The organism is Salmonirosea aquatica, from assembly GCF_009296315.1.
Classification (GTDB): domain Bacteria; phylum Bacteroidota; class Bacteroidia; order Cytophagales; family Spirosomataceae; genus Salmonirosea; species Salmonirosea aquatica.
On the sequence record NZ_WHLY01000002.1, the window covers coordinates 4,681,693 to 4,700,818 of the forward strand.

General features: G+C 50.5%; 18 protein-coding genes and 1 pseudogene. 5 read left to right on the forward strand and 14 right to left on the reverse strand.

Going from position 1 to position 19,126, the window contains the following annotated elements; all coding sequences use genetic code 11:
• The first annotated feature begins 2 nt into the window (after window positions 1-2).
• The gene (locus GBK04_RS20370) at window positions 3-872 is read left to right on the forward strand and encodes a DUF4097 family beta strand repeat-containing protein (RefSeq protein WP_152762871.1); all 870 of its coding nucleotides are present in this window, start codon (window positions 3-5) and stop codon (window positions 870-872) included.
• Window positions 873-913: 41 nt separating this feature from the next.
• Entirely contained in the window at window positions 914-1,762 is an 849-nt protein-coding gene (locus tag GBK04_RS20375) for a DUF4097 family beta strand repeat-containing protein (protein ID WP_152762873.1), read from the forward strand.
• A gap of 132 nt (window positions 1,763-1,894) precedes the next feature.
• Here GBK04_RS20375 and GBK04_RS20380 read toward each other — a convergent pair whose 3' ends face one another.
• The 11 genes and pseudogenes from GBK04_RS20380 to GBK04_RS20430 all read right to left on the reverse strand — a co-directional run bounded on the left by GBK04_RS20380 (window position 1,895) and on the right by GBK04_RS20430 (window position 12,395).
• Window positions 1,895-2,329 carry a hypothetical protein gene (locus GBK04_RS20380; protein WP_152762875.1) on the reverse strand — a complete coding sequence of 145 codons (435 nt, stop codon included), beginning with the start codon at window positions 2,327-2,329 and terminating at the stop codon, window positions 1,895-1,897.
• 196 nt (window positions 2,330-2,525) lie between these two features.
• Complete coding sequence (locus GBK04_RS20385; protein ID WP_152762877.1) at window positions 2,526-4,001, reverse strand: serine hydrolase domain-containing protein; 1,476 nt, start codon at window positions 3,999-4,001, stop codon at window positions 2,526-2,528.
• Between the two features lie 114 nt (window positions 4,002-4,115).
• On the reverse strand, window positions 4,116-4,691 hold the full coding sequence (locus GBK04_RS20390; protein ID WP_373331167.1) for a Crp/Fnr family transcriptional regulator: 576 nt from the start codon (window positions 4,689-4,691) through the stop codon (window positions 4,116-4,118).
• Between the two features lie 443 nt (window positions 4,692-5,134).
• Window positions 5,135-5,533, reverse strand: a complete 399-nt coding sequence (locus tag GBK04_RS20395; RefSeq protein WP_152762879.1) for a hypothetical protein — start codon at window positions 5,531-5,533, stop codon at window positions 5,135-5,137.
• A gap of 93 nt (window positions 5,534-5,626) precedes the next feature.
• A pseudogene (locus GBK04_RS20400) lies at window positions 5,627-5,725 on the reverse strand (2-deoxy-D-gluconate 3-dehydrogenase); the annotation flags it as partial.
• Window positions 5,726-5,748: 23 nt separating this feature from the next.
• Window positions 5,749-5,970 (reverse strand): type II toxin-antitoxin system HicA family toxin, encoded by a 222-nt coding sequence (locus tag GBK04_RS20405; protein WP_152762881.1) that lies wholly within the window; start codon window positions 5,968-5,970, stop codon window positions 5,749-5,751.
• Window positions 5,957-6,190 carry a type II toxin-antitoxin system HicB family antitoxin gene (locus GBK04_RS20410; RefSeq protein ID WP_152762883.1) on the reverse strand — a complete coding sequence of 78 codons (234 nt, stop codon included), beginning with the start codon at window positions 6,188-6,190 and terminating at the stop codon, window positions 5,957-5,959. Before GBK04_RS20410 ends, GBK04_RS20405 begins: the two co-directional genes overlap by 14 nt.
• Before the next feature lie 93 nt (window positions 6,191-6,283).
• Window positions 6,284-7,066 (reverse strand): SDR family NAD(P)-dependent oxidoreductase, encoded by a 783-nt coding sequence (locus tag GBK04_RS20415; RefSeq protein WP_152762885.1) that lies wholly within the window; start codon window positions 7,064-7,066, stop codon window positions 6,284-6,286.
• A gap of 148 nt (window positions 7,067-7,214) precedes the next feature.
• Complete coding sequence (locus tag GBK04_RS20420; protein ID WP_152762887.1) at window positions 7,215-8,279, reverse strand: sugar phosphate isomerase/epimerase family protein; 1,065 nt, start codon at window positions 8,277-8,279, stop codon at window positions 7,215-7,217.
• Window positions 8,280-8,307: 28 nt separating this feature from the next.
• Window positions 8,308-10,863 (reverse strand): DUF7133 domain-containing protein, encoded by a 2,556-nt coding sequence (locus GBK04_RS20425; RefSeq protein ID WP_152762889.1) that lies wholly within the window; start codon window positions 10,861-10,863, stop codon window positions 8,308-8,310.
• Between the two features lie 158 nt (window positions 10,864-11,021).
• Window positions 11,022-12,395: a Gfo/Idh/MocA family oxidoreductase gene (locus GBK04_RS20430; protein WP_152762891.1), complete on the reverse strand. Its 1,374-nt coding sequence runs from the start codon at window positions 12,393-12,395 to the stop codon at window positions 11,022-11,024.
• 273 nt (window positions 12,396-12,668) lie between these two features.
• Between GBK04_RS20430 and GBK04_RS20435 the strand changes: the two genes are divergently transcribed.
• Entirely contained in the window at window positions 12,669-13,580 is a 912-nt protein-coding gene (locus GBK04_RS20435) for a YitT family protein (protein ID WP_152762893.1), read from the forward strand.
• 18 nt (window positions 13,581-13,598) lie between these two features.
• Here GBK04_RS20435 and GBK04_RS20440 read toward each other — a convergent pair whose 3' ends face one another.
• Both GBK04_RS20440 and GBK04_RS20445 read right to left on the reverse strand, forming a co-directional pair.
• Window positions 13,599-14,420 (reverse strand): ion transporter, encoded by an 822-nt coding sequence (locus GBK04_RS20440; RefSeq protein ID WP_152762895.1) that lies wholly within the window; start codon window positions 14,418-14,420, stop codon window positions 13,599-13,601.
• Window positions 14,421-14,432: 12 nt separating this feature from the next.
• On the reverse strand, window positions 14,433-16,085 hold the full coding sequence (locus GBK04_RS20445) for an amidohydrolase (RefSeq protein ID WP_152762897.1): 1,653 nt from the start codon (window positions 16,083-16,085) through the stop codon (window positions 14,433-14,435).
• A gap of 98 nt (window positions 16,086-16,183) precedes the next feature.
• Between GBK04_RS20445 and GBK04_RS20450 the strand changes: the two genes are divergently transcribed.
• Both GBK04_RS20450 and GBK04_RS20455 read left to right on the forward strand, forming a co-directional pair.
• Window positions 16,184-17,551 carry a TolC family protein gene (locus tag GBK04_RS20450; RefSeq protein WP_152762899.1) on the forward strand — a complete coding sequence of 456 codons (1,368 nt, stop codon included), beginning with the start codon at window positions 16,184-16,186 and terminating at the stop codon, window positions 17,549-17,551.
• A 108-nt stretch (window positions 17,552-17,659) separates the two neighbouring features.
• Window positions 17,660-18,571, forward strand: a complete 912-nt coding sequence (locus GBK04_RS20455) for a class I SAM-dependent methyltransferase (protein ID WP_152762901.1) — start codon at window positions 17,660-17,662, stop codon at window positions 18,569-18,571.
• A gap of 149 nt (window positions 18,572-18,720) precedes the next feature.
• On the opposite strand, the gene GBK04_RS20460 is transcribed toward GBK04_RS20455, so the two are convergent.
• Complete coding sequence (locus GBK04_RS20460; RefSeq protein WP_152762903.1) at window positions 18,721-19,086, reverse strand: hypothetical protein; 366 nt, start codon at window positions 19,084-19,086, stop codon at window positions 18,721-18,723.
• Between the last annotated feature and the right edge of the window lie 40 nt (window positions 19,087-19,126).

Sequence of the window (19,126 nt, forward strand, 5' to 3'; positions counted from 1 at the left end):
TCATGAAACAACTAGGAATGGTCTCCCTACTCGGGGGAATGATGCTCGCTTGTGCCCCATCGAACGCACAAAAACAGGAATTCAAAGAAAAAGTTACGCGGGAATTTGCCCTGACGGGCAGCGCCGGAGCCAGTACATTGGTGATCTACAACCTCAATGGTTTTATCCATGTAGAAGGTACCCCGGCCAGTAAGGTCACGCTGGAAGTAGATAAACAACTGACCGCGAAGAACCAGCAGGAGCTGGAAGTGGGAAAACAAGAACTCAAGCTGGCCTTCGAGCAAGTAGGTGACACCATCTTTGCCTACATTGCCGAACCCTTCGATACGCGACCCAATCGGGATCGCCGTAATTGGGAACACAACAGGAAGCTCGATTACGATTTTACGCTGGACTTTACCGTGAAGGTACCCCGTCAGATGAATCTGAATGTTTCGACCATCAACCACGGTGATGTGAAAGTCAGTGACGTGGCCGGTACCCTGAAAGTACGGAATATCAATGGGGCCATCGGGCTAACCCATGTTTCGGGGGTAACGGACGCGCATACCATCAATGGCAATTTGGAAGCTACCTATACCACCGCGCCCGCCGAGGCATCGACCTACTACACCCTCAACGGTGATATCAAGATAAGCTACCCGGCCAACCTCTCGGCCGACCTACAATTCAAGACTTTCCAGGGCGAATTCTATACCGATTTTTCTCAGGTCGAGGTACTGCCCGCCCGCGTGGTCAAAAACCAGGAGCAACGGGGTGATAAAACCGTCTACAAACTCAACCAAACTACCTCCGTCCGGATTGGCAAGGGTGGCAAAAACCTGCGCTTTGAAACCTTCAATGGTAGTGTGTATATCAAAAAAATATCCTGAGTAATTCTATTTTCTATCAATTCCAATTAAGCCAACCAATCATGAAAAATATAGTAATCACATTTTTGCTCGTGTTCCTGTCGGGAACGCTGCCTCTTTTCGCTCAGACTGCCGCCAAGGAAGAATTGACGGTACCCCTGAGCGACCCCAACAAACCCGGTACGCTGGAAGTAGGACTGGTTAACGGCTCGATCACCGTAGTAGGGTACAGCGGCAAAGAAGTTCAGATCGAGGCGATGTCGGGTGCCAAGGCTGGCAGCGAAGGCAAAATGAAAGATAAGCCGTCCGGCGAGGCACAGTCTTCAGGTATGCGGCGTATTACGCCCAACACTAGCTTCGAGTTAGCGGCCGAGGAGCGAAACAATACTGTTAAGATAACGTCCAATAGTATCATGCACCCGGTCAATCTGACGATCCGGGTACCCCAGAAGTTTTCGTTGAAAGTAAGTACTGTCAACGAGGGTGCCATCAAAGTGGAGAACGTGAACGGCGAGCTGGAAGTGAAGAATATAAACGGCCCCATTGATCTGATCAATGTGAGTGGTTCGGCGGTAGCCAACACAATCAACGGAGACATCAAGGTCAACTTCCGGGAGTTGAACGCCACGGCCCCCATGGCTTTCTCGACCCTCAACGGCCGCATCGACGTTACGTTTCCGACTGCGGCTAAGGCCAGCTTTAAAATGAAATCGGACCGGGGTGATATCTTCAGCGATTTTGATATGGATATTGATAAAAGCCAGCCACAGGCCACCCGATCCAGTCAGTCGGGCATGTACCGCGTCACTATTGAAAATTGGGTGTACGGTAAAATCAATGGGGGCGGTCCGGAAATCATGATGAAAAGTATGCAGGGGAATATCTATGTCCGGAAGGCCGGGAGCCGCTGATAAGGTACCCTAAGAGGGAATTCAAAGATTTTTGCTGCATTCAAAAAATTCTCCATGAAAAACGGCGCTGCGCAACACCGAGACAGGTTGCGCAGCGCCGTTTTTCATGGTTGAAAACCTAATTGAACTGGATTATTCTTTTTTCGTTTCCTGAAAGTCAACCACACTGACCCGTATTTTCTTGTCAGGCATTTCATCTATTTCCATCAGGAAAGTTACTTTGCCGCCTTTGCCTTCTGTAGTCAGGGTAACGTGCCGCTGTTCTCTTGATGGGTCCTCGAACACCGCCTTGCTGACCGTCTTCCCTTCTTTGTAGGGCGTACTCCAATCGCAGGTAGTCGATTCGATAGTTCCAGTCATTTGATGGTCTGCACTGCCCGGTGTGATTATGATTTGAGAACCTTTGATTTGGATCGTACTCTGTTCATCCACCGTTCGCTGAATGACTCCCGACCCATCCAGGTACTCGGTCTTTGAAGCAGTGATTGTGACATCCTGATTGCACTGGCCAAAGCTAAGTGTAGAACTGGCGGCCAGTAGCAGGATACTGTAAATTTGATTTTTCATGGCTATGTTACGCTTTAGGTTGAATACTAGATAAAAGTAATAATCTTTCAAACTATTATGCAAAGCATAGTAGCTTGCATAGCCCTATATTTTATAAATGGTTAAAATTCGTGATAAGTGGGAAACTTACCGGCAGCATCAGCCTTGCGATTATTCTGGACGAGTAGACTGAGTATCAAGTAGAATGGCGAATATCTCAGTTTTGTGATTCCTTTTTTACCTGCCTTATTTTAATGAAATCGATGGTTTGAATAATGCTGAGTATACTATTTGATAGGGCTAATGCCCCCAAAAGCAGAATAACATCAGGCATCATCAGAAAAATACGTTCCCAATTCAGAACCCTTTTACTTAGAGCCGTAATAATGAATGGAATAAGAAGGAGCAGAAAAAGGGGCCACAGGCGCCCTATCACCCCAAACCACGAGCGCCAGGCCGGGTAATGCCGGAATTTGTGCTTGCCGCTTCTTTTACGGATAATCCGCCTGATGGACAGCCCCAATCCAACTACCAGAATTCCGAGGAGGCAAGCCTGGAAAACCCAGTCCGGCCAACGGGAAACGGGAGGTACCTCATGGGCCGTGAGCTCAGCTATATCATGTATGAATGAATAATAGTCGACAAAAGGATTGAGGCCACCATTGAAGAGAAGGACAATTCCATATCCACTCTCGGTGAGCAGGATTTGTTCCGCACTGTAAGTCCATAGGATACCACTATGATACAGATCTTTATTGTCATTCGCGTACCAGCCCATGGCGTACGTGGAAGCGGGGTTGGACGGGAGGCTATGTGACAGGGCTACGGATTGCCGGGAAATCAGCGGGCGGTTATTAATTACCCCCTCATTGAGCTGTAGTTGCAGCCAATGCGCCATGTCATTGGCCGTAGAGATCATACCGGCTGCTCCATTGACGAACCATTGGGGCTCTTGTATGGGAATTGCCTTGCCAAAAGCGAAAATGTTTCCCCTGGGAAGTCCATCCGGAGCTGCATAAAATAAGTGGGTCAGCGCGACATTCTGGGTGTGGCTCATGCCCAGTGGAACGAACCAGTGTTTTCGCAGATAGTCGGAAAATTCTTCCTGGCTTACTGCTTCCACCACTTTGGCCAGTACCTGATAGTTTGGGTTATGATAATGAAACTGTTCGCCGGGAGCACTCACCAGTCGGGCGGTCTTCAGACGCTCCACCGCTTGATCCAACGTGTGTGGCTGCTCGGCAAAGGCTAGTTCTGGAAAACCGGTATCGGCCAGGCCACTCGTTTGATGCAGGAGTTGGCGGATCGTGATTGAGGTACCCCGCGGGTCGTCGATGACAAAAGAAGGCAGGTACCGGTTCACCGGAGCATCCAAATCGACAGCTCCCTTTTCGACAAGTTGCAGGATGGCCAAGGCGGTAAATGCTTTGCTCAGCGATGCAATGGCGAATGGAGTGTCCGCGGTAATCCGTTTTCCATCGGTGGTACCATATCCTTTCACCAGCACGATGCTATCCTTTCGAACAACGGCAATGGCTAAACCCGGTAAGCTACTGGTATTCAGCCGGTCCTGAATATAATGGTCTATCTTGACAGCCAGGGAATCGGATTGGGCGCAAGACTCCTGAAAGCCGAGGATACAGGCGAAGATAAGAAACGAGATGAAAAGAGCAGACTTTAAAAAAAGAGTCATAGTGGGTTTCTGCAAGGAGAGTAAGGCTCTTTTTGATCGGTCCTTTCGGTAGGTCAATCAAATTGCAAAAATTCACATATCGTTTCTTCAATCCATTTACATAGGTAAAGAAATTTATCCCTGCGCCAATTTCTTACGAATGCGGCTCAATTGCGTGGGAGTGATTCCCAGGTAGGAGGCAATGTGATATTGAGGAATATCCTGTTCCAGGAGTGGGTAACGTTCCTGAAAAAGGGCATACCGCTTTTCTGCGCCGTACCGGGCCATTTCTAATTCTTTTTGCTCTTTTTCGACAAAATAACGTTCGGCAAACAACCTACCAATCCTTTCCAATTCCTGGTAACGGTCATACAGTCTGACAAATGATCGATAATCCGCAGCCAGCAGGTGGCAGTCGAGCAGGGCCTGTTGAATAATCTGGTTGGGCTTACCCGTGATAAGAGAGGTATAGGCACCAGCGATAGAAGGAGAAGTAAAGAAGTGCTTATTGTATTCTGTACCTCGCTCATCTCGGAAAAAGGCCCGGATAACGCCTGATTCCACGAAAACAAACTGGGTGGCGATCTGACCCTCCTGAATTAGAAATTCTCCCCTTTTCAAAACCACCTTCTGAAATAAGCGACTCAGTTCATTCCAGGCCTCCTCATGCACAGGCGCAAACGAATTAAGGTAAGTTCTCAGCGCTATCACAGTAGTTTTTGGTTCAAAGAGGCCTTGCTCTTTTTTGGTACTTCTTCATCAATTGGGTCAATCAGGCGAGGCGCTTGCTCAAGGTACCACACATGTAGGTCAGGCACTTATCATTCTTAAGAATACGAGCGTACTTGACGACAAGGGCAAACTTCTAAATTAATTGTCCTGGATTGGGATTATAACAATGAAATGGCCCAGCTTGGTGTGCTAGAGCAAATGTACGATCAGGTATATGAGAATGAGCGTGTGTAAATTGAGCTATCATGTGCCAGTAAAATTGTGTTGAGGATTGAAGAAAAAATTGGCGTCACCATGTGGTTTGCGAAATTCAACGTAAGAGTTTAGGATAGTATAACGCTCGGAAGATTATTAGTCGTCACTCGAAAGAATAAAATGACTGACAAGAAATGGCAGCCATAAATTACAAAAACTTATACTCTTTAACCTTTTAGTTGGTATAGAGAAGCAATGGTTTGAATGATTCCTCCGATGTTAGCCATTATTTCTAAACTTATTCCTTTTGGGTTCTTCTCTTGCAGTTTTTCTAAATCGTAGTAAAGTTTTTCAATTTTATCCTGAAACAGAATCTCTTCACCAGTTAATTCTCCTCTTCTGATAAAATCGTGGGCATTAATATTTATTGTGAAATTAAAATCAAATGTGCTCATTTTACATTCAATCAGACCTAATTCGGAAAATTGCTTCATTAAAGCACCTACAATACCATCTGCATAATCTTCCAATGCATTATACTGGGAGATAGAATTCCATTCACCCAATTCATATGTATTTACGAGATATTTAAGAAATTCATCTTTAAGTTCGGGTGTTATTATCATATACTTTCTTGGTAATGATGTTTTAAACTCTTGTATTTCTAGTAGTTATAAAATTGATTGCTATATGTACTATTACAAAATCGAACAATCAAATCAGTGTGCTGTCCAGCCACCATCCACCGTAATAATCGACCCCACCAAGTAGGTAGCGGCGTCGCTGGCCAGCAGCGTGATGCCCTGGATTTCGGCCAACATGTCTACATTTCAGCAGGCGATCAGTTTTCGAACTGCTCTTTTGAAATACCACTCTGCCGGATGATTGACTGTAATGTTCCGATTCTTATTTCTGCGTGATTTGGTACAGGTACCGTTAAGGTCGAGGTGCCGGATTTTTTTTGCATGATGATATGGCTTCCTTTTCGTCGGACCTCATCGAAGCCATTAACTGACAGAATACTGCATACCTCTTTTCCGGAAAGAACTTTAAGCTTGCCCAACCGATATTTGCATATTAGTGATAAAAATATCAGACTTCAGGCGATTATCGACTTCTTCATTTGAAGCATGTTCGAAGAACAATTCAATTGCTTCCTGCAAGTTCATTTTGGATTCCTCAACGGTATCTCCCTGACTGGCTATGTCCAATTCTGGGCAGAGCGCTACGTACCCATCATCTTCTTTTTCAATGATGACCGTAAAGTTTCTAATCGTTTTCATAACTGGGGATTGTGTTAATCCAGACTTCTTGATCAAATATAGCCCAATTTACCCAAAAATCTGATCTACTTTTTAAGGTCGATTACAACCTAGCTATCGCGCGGTCCAGCCGCCGTCCACGGTGATAATCGACCCCACCATGTAGGTAGCGGCGTCGCTGGCCAGCAGCAGCGCGATGCCCTGGATTTCGGCCAGTTCACCCCAGCGCTCGAGGGCGGTAGCGCCGACGATGAAGTTTTTGGCTTCGGGGGTGCCTGCGATGGGTACATTCATTTCGGTAAGGAAAGGACCGGGACAAACGGCATTCACATTGATGGCGAAAGGGGCGAGTTCGACGGCCAGAGCACGGGTCATATTCACCACGGCGCCTTTGCTGGCCGTGTAGGGGGTGCGGTTGGCCAGGCCCACAATGCCTAGGGTACTGGCCAGGTTGATGATTTTACCACTTTGGGCTTTCTTCATGTAGGGCGTCACGGCGCGGCAGCAGTTCCAGGTACCATTGACATTGATGCTCATCACCTGCTGAAAATCCTCGGGCGATACCTCGTCGATGGCCCCGCGGATGTTGATGCCCGCGCTGTTGATGAGGACATCGATGCGGCCAAAGGTATCGAAGGCGGTTTTGGCCATCGCTTCGGTTTGGGCGGGGTCGGTCACGTCAGCGGCAAAAGAAAGGGTTTGGACACCATACTCGTCAGCGAGTTGTTGGGCAGCTTCCTGGCCCTGGGCCGCGTTGCGGTTCACGAGCATGATGTTGGCTCCGGCGGAAGCCAGTCCGGCGGCCATGGCCAGGCCGAGGCCTTTGGAGCCACCGGTGATGATGGCGGATTTTCCAGTAAGATCGAAAAGTTTGATTCCGGGAAGATTTTGGGACATTGTTTTAGGCTTTAGGCCGTTAGCAATAGGCTTTGGGCTTTTTGAATTATAGTAAGAATTAAGACTTGTTATCGAAAAAGGGTAACGTAAGGAAATACAGGAGCAAACCTGGATGAATTCCAGTCACGACTAGTTTGTTGCTTAAAGCCTACAGCAGCTTCTTGCTATAAGCCAGCGATTCCAGAATGTTCTGTTCTTCGACGGCCAGCCGGGCATCGGCACTTAGCTGGGCGACGGTAGGTAGGTCGGTTTTGAACTTCTTCTGGCGCACCATCCGCAGCGTTTCGGCGACGTCCTCGGCGGGAACTACCTCCATGGCGGGCCAGTATTCTTTGGTCAAAATGGGAATCTGCAGCGGATCACGAGTAATCATCTCCAGACTGAAATTGACGTTAGGATTATACTTTTTGCAAATCGCCACGATTTTGGGTAAGTCCAGAATCCCTTCGCCCAAGGGTACCTCCGAAAGCAGAAAACCGTCCTCATACTCACGGACACCCATATCCTTCACGTGCGTACTCAGCACGTAGGGCGCGAGCGTGTTCACCACCTCCATCGGGTCTTCGAGCAGGGCGATGCTGTTGCCAAAGTCCAGGGTTACGCCCACGTGGTCGCTGCCGAGGGCCTTGATGAGTGCGGCCAGTTCGTCGGCTCGCCAGTCTTTGTGGTTTTCTACGGCCAATTTTACACCCTGTTTCCGTACGATCGGTTCGGCTAAATGCAAGGAGGCCACGGAGTTTTTCTTAAATTCCTGAATGGCTTCCGGGCTATGGAAATTCTCATAGCGGCGGCCGTTCATGCACACGGTGCGAAAAATAGTCACACCCGCTTCTATGCCCGTTTTTACTTCCTGCTCGAAACGGGGTACCTCGTCGGCATTGCGTGGCAAGCCGATGGAGCCCTCAAGGTACATACCCCATTTTTCTTTCTGGTCGCGAAGCTTCCGGGCTATTTCGGGCGTCCAGTCGCGTATAGTGGTCTGCACGCCACCGGCTCCGATGCTGTGGCAATGTTCCATCAGTTCAGCAGCATTGGTGAAGCCGGGGTACTTGGTACTGGGCTGTTTGGCGTTCCAGCGGCTGGCGTACGAATGCACTACGATACCCATGGGCTGGGTTTTAAAAATATCCGGCATTTTCCCGAAAGATAAAGCCGCTGCACCCAGTGCAGAACGCTGGATAAAATCACGGCGGGTGAGGGGGGCATTTTCCATTTTCTACTATCAATTTTCCATTAAAAAATTACTTCCCATCGGGTACCTTGCTGGTCTCCATGTGCTGGTTCAGTTCTCCGGCGGTCCAGGGTACCACACGTCCCTGTGAGGTGTGGCGGGTGGTACCTACGGTGCGGCGGTTGATAGCGCCAGCGTTGTTGCCCCATTCGTTGCGGATGTAGGTAAGGATGGCAGTGAGCACACCGTCGTCCATGGTGGAGTGGGCAGGCATCACGGGCAGGATTTCCGGCGCATCGTACACCTTACCAGCCACATCCACCGGCCCTTCCATGCCGTGCAGCACGATCAGCGACAGCCTTTTTTCATCGCCCAGCACCCACTCGGAACCAATGAGCGGAGGAGCGAAGCGATTCATGCCCGCGCCGTCGGTGCCGTGGCAACCGGCGCAGGTCGTGAGGTAGTGTTGACGCCCGAGGGCAAATACCTTGCGGTCGTCCTCACTGAGCGGATTGGTTTTTTGAACTACCGCAGCAACCGCTTTATGGCCGGGCCACTCGAACAAAGCATTCAGGGAAGTCAGTCGGGCTGCTTCTGGTCCTAGGCTAGGCTTGGTCAGAATCTCCGGAGCCTTCGCCAGTTTGATGGGTTTCAGTTTGGGATTATTGGCTTGAATAGACAGCGCGGTAAGGATGGTCTTGTCCTGCCAGCGGAGGGTACCTTTCCGGGTATTCAAATCGGCCAGAATCGCTGCCAATTCGGCCGGGCTTCCTTTTCTGATGACTGCCGTTGTGAGCATTTCCAGGAAAATTTCCTTATCCTGATTGTGCCCCTGCCAATGGGAGCTTTGCAATAGCGTTTTAAGAAAAGCATATTCCTGATCTTTCAGGCTACTCAATACCGCATCGCGCACAAGGGGTGAATTGCCTTCCTTATCGGCAATGGTAGCTAGTATTGTTTGGGAGGTTTTGGGGCTGAGGACATTAGCGGAGAGAGCCAGCTGCAACGTGAAGGCCTTATCCGCCGTGACATCCACTTTGGCCAATTCTGTTTCCAGACGCGTTTTGATGTTCGTATCTTTTTTGGCCAATGGTTCCAGCAGACGCAGGGCCGTAGTCTTCACAAGCGAATTTTCATCGTGTAATGCTTTGAACAACAAATCGGCATCCATTTGCTTCATGCCTTCCAAAGTCCACAATGCATGAAAACGGCCAAGGGGTACCTTGCCGTTTTGGACAAGATCTTTCAGGGCAGGAACCACTTGCTTGTCGTTACGCTCCACGAGCAGCCGTTGGGCTACGTCGCGGTACCAGCCGCCCGCGTTGGAAAGGTAGGTGACTAATTCTGTCGAGGGTACCTTGGACAGTTTTTGGGGCGTCATTGATGGTTTCCAGTCTTCAGGTACCACGCGCCAGATGCGGCCATAGTGCACGGGCAGCACCAGATTCCGTTTCAGGGTTTGTTCGCGCAGGTAGGGGGTCACGTAGGCCCCGTGCTGGATCAGCCCTCGGTACATGTCGGCGATGTAAAGCGCTCCGTCGGGGCCCGTGGCGGAGTGGACGGGCCGGAACCGTTCGTCGGTAGAAGCTAGGAACTCGGTGCCGGGATGCGGATCGAAGGCGGTGAGCATGAGGCCATTCTTACGGACGATATTCCGCTTGACCAGATTGCCCGAAGGCTCGCAGACGAACGCATTGCCCAGGTACTCGGCTGGAAATAAACTCTCCCGATACACCAGTGGCGAGCAGGCGGCCGTAAATTCCAGCAAACGCCCCTCCTGATCGAGGGTACCCGGTATGTACCCCCGGTTGACGGCGGGGTTAGGCCGGATGGGGTACACCCGGCGGTCGATCGTCAGGCCGTGGTCGATACCCGTGGTTGGGGTGTGGTGCGGGTTGCGCGAGAGGTAGTTGGGAGGTACCAGGTCGGCGTGGAGCTGCGACCAATTGTAGTTGTAGTAAAGATTGCCTTCGTCGTCGTGGCTCATGCCCCACTGGCCCCGGAATTCGGTGCTGTCGCGCTGCCATTTCCCATTGGTCAGGCGGTACCTGAAGCGCGACTTGGCATTGTAATACCAGTTGTCCATGCTTCGCCAGAGCCCATTACCCGAGTGTTCGGGCAACGGACTTCCGGCGTAGTCGGGGTCAACCAATGTTTTGGTATCGGCTTTCAGGTCGCCGTTGGTGTCCTGCGTGAGCCAAAGGGCTTCGTTTTCGGCCACCAGGGCACCACCCGGCACCAGCGCCAGTGCCCGGGGCATCACCAGACTATCCAGGTAGATGGTACTCTTGTCCATTTGCCCGTCGGCGTCGGTATCTTCCAGCACCGATATGCGGCCCACGCGCTCATTCTCTCCAGTACCGTCGATCGTGGGCATAAAACCGCGCATTTCCACCACCCACAACCGGCCGTCGGGATCGAACAGGATCACGACCGGGTCCTGCACCAGGGGTTCGGCCGCTACCAGCTGGATCTTAAAGCCGGGCTCGAGCTGGAACGTAGCCAGTTCTTCGGCGGGCGTTTTGGGTGGCGATGGATCTTCGGAGGTAGCATGGTAAAGGCCGACCGGGCCGGAATAGAAAATCCCCGCCCCGTACAGACTAATCAGAAGTAGAATTCTAAGCATGATAATTCATTGATTCCGTTTTAATTAGCCCAAAATGAATTAACGCTTATTACGTGGCAAAGGTTATGTAGGGACGTTCGACTTTTGGCCCAGCTTCTAAAAGTTCGCCGGAATGAATCCTGAGTCAATTGTCGAACGTCCAACATCCAATACCATGCCTACACCTTCCGCGGATCGGGATGGGTGTACCCTTTTCGGTAGGGGCGGGCCAGCAGGCCGTTGAGTTCGCGGTCGCCCCCCACGATGCTGCGCGTTTTGGGGTCGTACACAATAGGCTTTCCGGTTGCCATGGATATATTAGCCATAATACAACTGGCCGTAGAAATGTGTCCTTCTTCAATGTCAGCTACCGGACGGCCTTTGTTCTCGATGGCCGCCAGGAAATCCAGCATGTGCAGACGGGTAGCGGGAGCGGCATTCAACTCGATGCGTTCTTCGGTGAGGTCTTCGGGGTACTTTTCCTTCTCGTACACTACGTCCAGATGGATCTTTTTCCCATCCTTGCCTTCAGGTATAAAATCGCACTGCATCGTGCTGGCCCATAGGGTGCCTTTTTCACCGTAGAGGGTAAACGACCAGGGGTATTCGGGATTGTTAGGGGTACCCCAAGTGCGGTGTTGCCACACGCATTTCAGTTCGGGGTATTCAAAAATAGCCGATTGGGTATCAGAAATATTGGATTTGCCTTCTTTCTGGACAAAAATACCGCCCGTCGAGGAAATCTTGGAAGGCCAGCCCAGACCCAGCATCCAGCGCACAGTGTCGAACATGTGGATACACATATCGCCCGTAATCCCGTTGCCGTATTCCATGAAGGTACGCCACCAGCGGATGTGGGGCAGGCCGTCGTAAGGGCGCATGGGCGCAGGACCGGTCCAGGTTTCGTAGTCGAAGAAGGCGGGCACTGCTTCCACGGGCGGGTTGCCGTTGGCCCGCATGTGGTGGTAGCAGCACATTTCTACGTGTGAGATCTTCCCAAGCAACCCGGCATCCACGATCTTTTTCTTGGCTTCGATCAGGTGGGGGGTACTTTTGCGCTGGGTACCTACCTGCACTACCTTGCCGTACTTGCGGGCGGCGGCTACCATGGCTTCGCCCTCCATGACATCCACACTGATCGGCTTTTGGACATATACATTGGCCCCGGCCTTGACGGCGTCGATCATCTGCAGCGAATGCCAGTGGTCGGGCGAGCCAATAAGCACAATGTCCATCTGATTTTCGGCCAGCATTTTCTGATAATCGCCGTAGAGCTTGGGCGTCTTACCCGATTTCTGCCGCTGGCTTACGAGTTTTCCGGCGGCCGTCAGCTGGTTTTTATCGGGATCGCAGAGGGCCACCACATCCACATCCGCAACCTGAATCAGGCGGAACAGGTCGCTCTTGCCATACCAGCCCGTGCCGATCAGACCTACCCGGTAGGCTTTGAGGGGGTTGACAATGTCCATGCCCTGCGCACCCAAAGCAGTGAGGGCTAGGGTAGCCGATGCCCCCTGCAGGAAACGGCGGCGATTGATGTTGAAATTATCCATTGGAAAGGTTGGTGTTTTTTTAATTGAGATGAATTGTTAAACGGCAGCATTATCTATATTTAAATAAAAGCCTTTTTGCCCCTGTACATACTTTCAACCGTCGGCCGAATTTTACCAGTTAGCTGTTTCGCCGAGGTAGCCAGCCCTTGGCCAGGGCGATTTTTTGAGGGAAATACCGGGGGAAAATTTGACTTATTGAATAAGGTACGGAAGATTTTTCCGGATTTGCTATCTTGGCGCAAGTACCACTGATAACTGACACGACTCTCACCCATGCTGGCAAGAACCCCTACCCTGATTCTGGAAGAAAAGCGACGGCAGCGTACGCTCGCATACAGGCGATTTTCTAAAGATTTCATTCTCATAACCCTCGGGGTAGTAGCGGCCAGTATAGGACTGAAGGGATTCCTGCTGCCCAATGACTTTCTGGATGGCGGGGCAATGGGCCTTTCGCTGCTGACCGAAATCATCACCCAGGTCGACCTCTCGGTTTTGATCGTATTGATCAACCTACCCTTTTTAATTATCGGATCGCGTCAGATCTCGCGGCAGTTTGCGATGAAAAGCGCCGGTGCTATTCTGGCTTTGGCCGTGCTGGTGCATTTCATCGAGCTACCCGTCGTGACGGACGACAAACTGCTGATCTCGGTATTCGGCGGCTTTTTTCTCGGCGCCGGCATCGGATTTTCCATTCGTGGTGGGGCGGTTATCGACGGTACCGAAGTACTGGCCATTTATGTAAGCCGCCGCGCGAGTCTGTCGGTCGGGGATTTTATTGCCATTTTTAACGTCATCCTGTTTACCGGTGCTATCTTCCTGATCAACGTAGAAACCGCCATGTACTCCATGTTAACCTACTTTGCCGCCTCCAAAACCGTGGATTTTATTATTAACGGAATTGAAGAATACATCGGCGTCACCATCATTTCGGAAAGAGGAGAGATGATACGGGGAACAATCATCGATCGCCTGGGTCGGGGAGTCACGGTGTACAAGTCGGAAGGGGGATACGGGAAAGGCGGGGTAGTCAATGAAAACCGTAAGGTACTTTTCTGTGTGGTCACCCGGCTGGAAGTGACCAAACTACTCCACGAAGTGAACAAAGTAGACGCCGATGCCTTTGTGTTCCAGCATTCGATCATGGATACCAAGGGCGGCATGATTAAAAAACGCCCCCTGCACTGAGAAAGGTACCTCTTTAATCTAAGTGTGCAGATCCTTTCCACAGTGGGGACACTTGGCGACTTTGGCCGTTTTTTCATTCCGTTTGGTCTCATTGATTTGCTCAATGAAACCCGATGCCAGGATACCCGTAGGCAAGCTGAACAGTGCCACCCCCAGAATGGCGATGAAGCTCCCGAAGAATTTTCCCAGAGCAGTAATCGGGTACACGTCGCCATAGCCCAGGGTAGTCATGGTGACTACTCCCCACCACATAGCCGCCGGAATGCTGGAAAAAGCCTCAGGCTGGGCCGGATGCTCGATGTAGTAGATAATGCTGGAAGCAATCAGCATGGCTAACAACAGAAATGCATAGCTGATGATAAGTTCTTCCTTGGTGTAGCGCACGGCGGTCTGGATCATTTTCAGGGCCCGCGAGTACTTGGTATGCCGGAATAAACGTACGACCCGCAGAATGCGCAGCATCCGGATCAGAGCGAAGTCGGGGGTGAAGAGGGTCAGATAAAACGGTAGGACAGCCAGCAGGTCGATCAGGGCCCAGGCCGAGAACATGTACTTGATCCTGCCCCAAAACGGATCGCTGTATTCGGGACTTTCGACACTCGCCCACACACGCAGGCAGTATTCGATGGTGAAGGCTATGACCGAAAAAACCTCGAAATCAATAAATAATTGCGCCAGCATGGGATGAGCCCGGATTTCTGGCACCGAGTGCAGGATAATGGCCAGCGAGTTGAGTGCAATAAGCCCGATGATAAAGAGATTGACCATCAATGGGAAACCTCGTTTTCCCTTGGTGCTGATGGTCAGGATGTGGTGGACTTTCTTTCGGGTCGTTGACATATCAGAGAGCGGTTAGGGCATCTTGGTGTACAGGCTTTCTCCTCCCACCACTGTCCTCAGCACATTTACTTTCCTAATTTCAGGCAGGGGGATTTTCATAATGTCCTTTTCCAGCATCACAAAGTCGGCGAACTTACCTTTTTCAATACTCCCCCGGGTCTTATCTTCAAAATTGGCACGGGCGGCCCAGATCGTCATACCCCGCAGGGCTTCCTCACGGCTAAGGGCGTTTTCCATCTGGAATCCGCCTTCAGGGTACCCCTTGTCATTGACGCGCGCCACGGCGGCGTGAAAACCGTAGAGTGGATTCACAAATTCGACGGGAAAGTCACTACCCAGGGCAATGTAGCCGTTTTGTTGTAGCAAATCCTTGAAAGCATAAGCGGTCTTGATGCGTTCCGGTCCCAGCCGTTCGTCGGCCCAGTACATGTCCGACGTGGCGTGGGTAGGTTGTACGGAGGGAATGATGGAATAGCGGCCAAACTTGGGTACGTCGGCTTTGGAAACGACCTGTGCGTGCTCGATGCGCCAGCGGCGGTCGTTGGGTCCTTTGAGGTACTTGCCGTACAAATCGAGCATCAGGCGGTTGGCCGAGTCGCCAATGCAGTGCGTGTTGGCCTGAAACTCTTCACTGCTGGCGATGCGGGCCGTATATTTTTCCAAATCTGCCGGACTGGTCAGCAAAAAGCCTGAGGTACCCGCGTCCGCGTAGGGTGCCAGCAGACAGGCCCCGCGCGACCCCAGTGCCCCATCCGCGTAAATCTTGAAAGCGCGTACCGTGAGGCGGTCGGTCTGGTAGGGGCCTTTGGGCAGGTAATAGTCCAGGTTTTCCGGGCTGACGCTGATCATGGCGTAGTCCCGGATTTTGAGCGAACCGTTTTTGTGCATTTCGTCGATCAATTCGATATCCGCGCGGCTCAGCCCGGCATCAGAAACGGTCGTAAGCCCATACATTAGGCAACTTTTTTCGGCCGCTTGCAACATTCCGATTTTTTCTTCCCGGGTGCGTTCTGGAATCACGCGCCCAACCAGTCCCTGGGCATTATCGACCAGAATGCCGGTTGGCTGTCCGTTTTTTAACTCCACCAGGCCGCCGTCTACTTTGCGGGTTCCGGTAACCTCCGCCAGTGCCAGGGCCTTGGAGTTGACCAGAGCGGCGTGGCCGTCGATGCGGGTCAGGTACACGGGTACATCGGGAAAGGCTACGTCCAGAAGCGCTTTATCGGGAAAACGGGTATCGGCCCAATCGTTCTGATCCCAGCCGCGGCCCGTCAGCCAGGTTCGGTCGGGATGGGCAGCGCGGAACGCTTTAAGCTTTTCCACAATTTCCTCGTACGAGGTAGTACCCACAAGGTCGGCGGCGTCCAGCTTACCGCCCAGGCCCATGAAGTGGCTGTGCGGGTCATAAAAGCCAGGATAAATGGCTTTTCCACCGGCATCGATGACCGAATCGGACTCGAACTGCCCGAGGATTTCATCGTTGCTGCCCACAGCCACAAACGCCCCATCCTTTACGGCGAAGGCCTCATGGATCGTAAGGACCGAATCCACGCTGTATACCACGCCATTGTGTACGATCAGGTCCACGCGGCTACTTTGTCGGCACTCCCAAAATATTAGGGTCAGAAATAGATAAAGAACCAGCGAAAGTTTGGGCTTAGACATAAGTTGGTTGTAGCTTTGAGGGTGAATTGTCAGAACAAGTAGATTGTCTTCTGAAGCAATTGTTAAAATAATCCCAGATTACCCACAAAACCAAATTCATGCAATCGAAAACGTTTATTCAATTCCGCAGAAAGTTAGGAACTCTCGTGACGATGCTGCTGCTTTTGGGTTTGACATACACGGCCTCACATGCCCAGGATACCCTTACCCTGCAGCGGGCCATCGCCATTGCGCTGGAAAAGAATTATTCGATTCGGATTGCGGAAAAACAGGTCGATATTGCCATCAATGACAATACACGCGGCAATGCTGGCTTCCTGCCCGTTGTGGCCGCGGCGGTACAGAAAAACTATTCGAGCAGCCACTTGCGGCAGGAATTTTTCAATGCTTTGCAGGCACCCCTGAACCAGGCCGGTGTCAATAATAACAACTCCAATTCGGGTGTAACACTCAACTGGACGATTTTTGACGGCCTGGGTATGTTTATTGCCCGCGACCGCCTCAACCAGCTCGTGGAGGCGGGGCGTACCAATGCCAAGATTACGATTGAGAATACCGTGGCTGATGTGAGTGCGGCTTACTACGAAATCATCCGGCAGTACCAGCGGGTGCGGGCTCTGCGCAACGCCCTGGATATTTCGAAAGACCGTCTGGAACTGGCGCAGGCTTTCTATCAGGTAGGTACAGGCTCTAAGGTGGATTTCATCAACGCGCAGGTCGACTACAATGGCGATACCGCCGCCTTCATAGCCCAGGAACAGGTGCTCCGGAATTCCAAAATAGATTTGAATACCTTGCTTTCCCGCAATCTTACCGATGATTTTGTCATTCCTGATACCATCATTACGCGCCGCGATGTTCCGGCAGAAGAATTGCGGCAGAGTATGCTGGCGCAGAACCCAAATCTGGTGTATGCCGCCCAGCAGCGCCGTCTGGCCGATTTGACCATCAAAGCCCTCAACGCGCAGCAGTACCCGCAAGTGGATCTTTTGGGAGGCTTCAACTACAATACCACCAATAATCAGGCGGGATTTGGGGTCAGACAGGCCCGAAACGACGTATGGAGTTATGGGGTGCGGGTTTCGGTCAATATTTTCGACGGTTTCAACCAGCGCCGCCGCATTCAGGACGCCCGGATCAATGCCCTGATTACCGAAGATCAGGAGTCGGATATTCGCAATCAGTTGCTTTCCACCTTCGATCGCACCTACTTGAACTACCGCAATAGCCTGCAACTGGTAGCCCTGGAAGAAGCCAATTTCAAACTCGCCCGCCAGAATGTTGAAATTGCGTTCGAGCGCTACCGGGTAGGTAACTCCACTTCCTACGAATTCCGCGAAGTACAGCGCAATACCGTGGCCGCCGAAACCCGCCTTATCGAAGCCGAGTACAACGCCAAACTCGCCGAAATTGAACTCCTGCGCCTGAGCAGCAATCTGCTGGAAGAAGTAGGGGCAAGGCTGTAGGTGGTTTGTATAACTCTTTTTATGTGAATGGGATATAGATAGAAAATTCATTTTTCACGAGTAGCTCTCTGGCATCTTAAAATGCTATTTGCCTCTTTAATAAAGTGAATGATGATTAGTGATCTACAAACTGATATTGAGGCTCTCCAGGGAAATACTGCGCTGTGGAATGAAACAAATTTTGAAAAGCGAATAGAAGCCTTAGACGACCTGGAATTCATCATTGATCGGATAGAAGCCCTACTTCAACTGGACAGTCCACCAGTAGAATTATTCCCTTTAAAGCAGTGTGCCCAAACGATAAAAAGTCAGCTAGAGGCCATTAATGTGGCCTTGTTTGCGCGGCTGCGGGCAGCTATTCGGAGTGGCCGTTGTCAAGGTGTGGCACTCCTAGATTTAATTAAAACCTACGCTGGGAGCGGCTTAATAAGTAGCCAGCCAACTAACTCAGTTGTGGGTTATAGTAACCTGGATGTGTTCACTAATAGCTTTTTTTTCCTTGAGATTCTCCCGACGGCAACTTTAAAAAGAGAACCGGAGATGGTCTTTTATCAGAAAACGCCGACTCAAATTATTCTCGAGTTGGTAGCAAAAGCTAATTTAACCAACCAAGACGTTTTTTATGATCTAGGCTCAGGCTTAGGGCACGTTTGTGTATTAGTGAATCTACTAACTGGCACTACTGCCAAAGGTATAGAGATCGAGCCTGCTTACTGTAGCTATGCCACGATCTGTGCAAGTGATCTGAACCTATCAAATGTCGTCTTCATTTGTGAAGATGCTCGAATAGCCAATTATTCGGATGGTACCGTTTTCTTTTTATACACCCCCTTTGTAGGTCAGATCCTGCAAGAAGTGTTAAATAAGTTGCAGGTGATATCATGGGATAGACCAATTAGACTTTTCAGTTATGGGCCTTGCACCGCTTATATAGCTCAACAGAGTTGGCTAACGAGTACAGGACAAGTGAACGATTATCTCTATGAGCTAGGTGAATTTAGAAGTCGGCCTACTAATTAATGCTTCCAAATCTGATCTGTCGACACCACTATTTTGCTTAATGTAATAAGCGTTGTATAAGTGTTTCTACGAAAAACAGACTGATTGTTAAACAAACTACTTAATAATCAGTACCAAGGCATTCATCAACTCCTTCATTACACAATATCCTAGATTCGTTTAAAAAGCCCCTTGCGTCCCGCTAGCTCGTTGAGTTTTTCGATTTGCCGGTCGTCCAGAATATTTAACAAGGCTTCGGCCTCTTCTTTTTGCAGGTTTCTTTTCTGACCGATTTGCAGGGTACCCAGTTTCTCCCCTTTTTTATCGTATTTTTTTTCAATCTTAGCAATCCGGCGCTGTTGGCGGCGGCTCAAATCCAACTGGTCGGCATACTGGGTCAGGTGTTTTTCGAGCTGCCGTTCGTTGAATTCGACTTTGACTTCGTTTTCCGTGTCGCGGGCAGGGCCTGTGGTGGTGGCGCAACTGCTTAAAAATAAGCCAATAATGGTCAGGCTAAGCAAAAAGGATTTTTTCATGGTACGGTATTTGGGGAAAATTTATCTTGAACCATAACGC

Bases quoted from the DNA above. Each gene is read 5' to 3' on its own strand.
- GBK04_RS20425 (WP_152762889.1), bottom strand. From the start codon at position 10,863: ATGCTTAGAATTCTACTTCTGATTAGTCTGTACGGGGCGGGGATTTTC.
- GBK04_RS20375 (WP_152762873.1), top strand. From the start codon at position 914: ATGAAAAATATAGTAATCACATTTTTGCTCGTGTTCCTGTCGGGAACG.
- GBK04_RS20410 (WP_152762883.1), bottom strand. From the start codon at position 6,190: ATGAAAACGATTAGAAACTTTACGGTCATCATTGAAAAAGAAGATGAT.
- GBK04_RS20440 (WP_152762895.1), bottom strand. From the start codon at position 14,420: ATGTCAACGACCCGAAAGAAAGTCCACCACATCCTGACCATCAGCACC.
- GBK04_RS20445 (WP_152762897.1), bottom strand. From the start codon at position 16,085: ATGTCTAAGCCCAAACTTTCGCTGGTTCTTTATCTATTTCTGACCCTA.
- GBK04_RS20415 (WP_152762885.1), bottom strand. From the start codon at position 7,066: ATGTCCCAAAATCTTCCCGGAATCAAACTTTTCGATCTTACTGGAAAA.
- GBK04_RS20370 (WP_152762871.1), top strand. From the start codon at position 3: ATGAAACAACTAGGAATGGTCTCCCTACTCGGGGGAATGATGCTCGCT.
- GBK04_RS20420 (WP_152762887.1), bottom strand. From the start codon at position 8,279: ATGGAAAATGCCCCCCTCACCCGCCGTGATTTTATCCAGCGTTCTGCA.
- GBK04_RS20385 (WP_152762877.1), bottom strand. From the start codon at position 4,001: ATGACTCTTTTTTTAAAGTCTGCTCTTTTCATCTCGTTTCTTATCTTC.
- GBK04_RS20455 (WP_152762901.1), top strand. From the start codon at position 17,660: ATGATGATTAGTGATCTACAAACTGATATTGAGGCTCTCCAGGGAAAT.
- GBK04_RS20460 (WP_152762903.1), bottom strand. From the start codon at position 19,086: ATGAAAAAATCCTTTTTGCTTAGCCTGACCATTATTGGCTTATTTTTA.
- GBK04_RS20450 (WP_152762899.1), top strand. From the start codon at position 16,184: ATGCAATCGAAAACGTTTATTCAATTCCGCAGAAAGTTAGGAACTCTC.
- GBK04_RS20435 (WP_152762893.1), top strand. From the start codon at position 12,669: ATGCTGGCAAGAACCCCTACCCTGATTCTGGAAGAAAAGCGACGGCAG.
- GBK04_RS20430 (WP_152762891.1), bottom strand. From the start codon at position 12,395: ATGGATAATTTCAACATCAATCGCCGCCGTTTCCTGCAGGGGGCATCG.
- GBK04_RS20395 (WP_152762879.1), bottom strand. From the start codon at position 5,533: ATGATAATAACACCCGAACTTAAAGATGAATTTCTTAAATATCTCGTA.
- GBK04_RS20380 (WP_152762875.1), bottom strand. From the start codon at position 2,329: ATGAAAAATCAAATTTACAGTATCCTGCTACTGGCCGCCAGTTCTACA.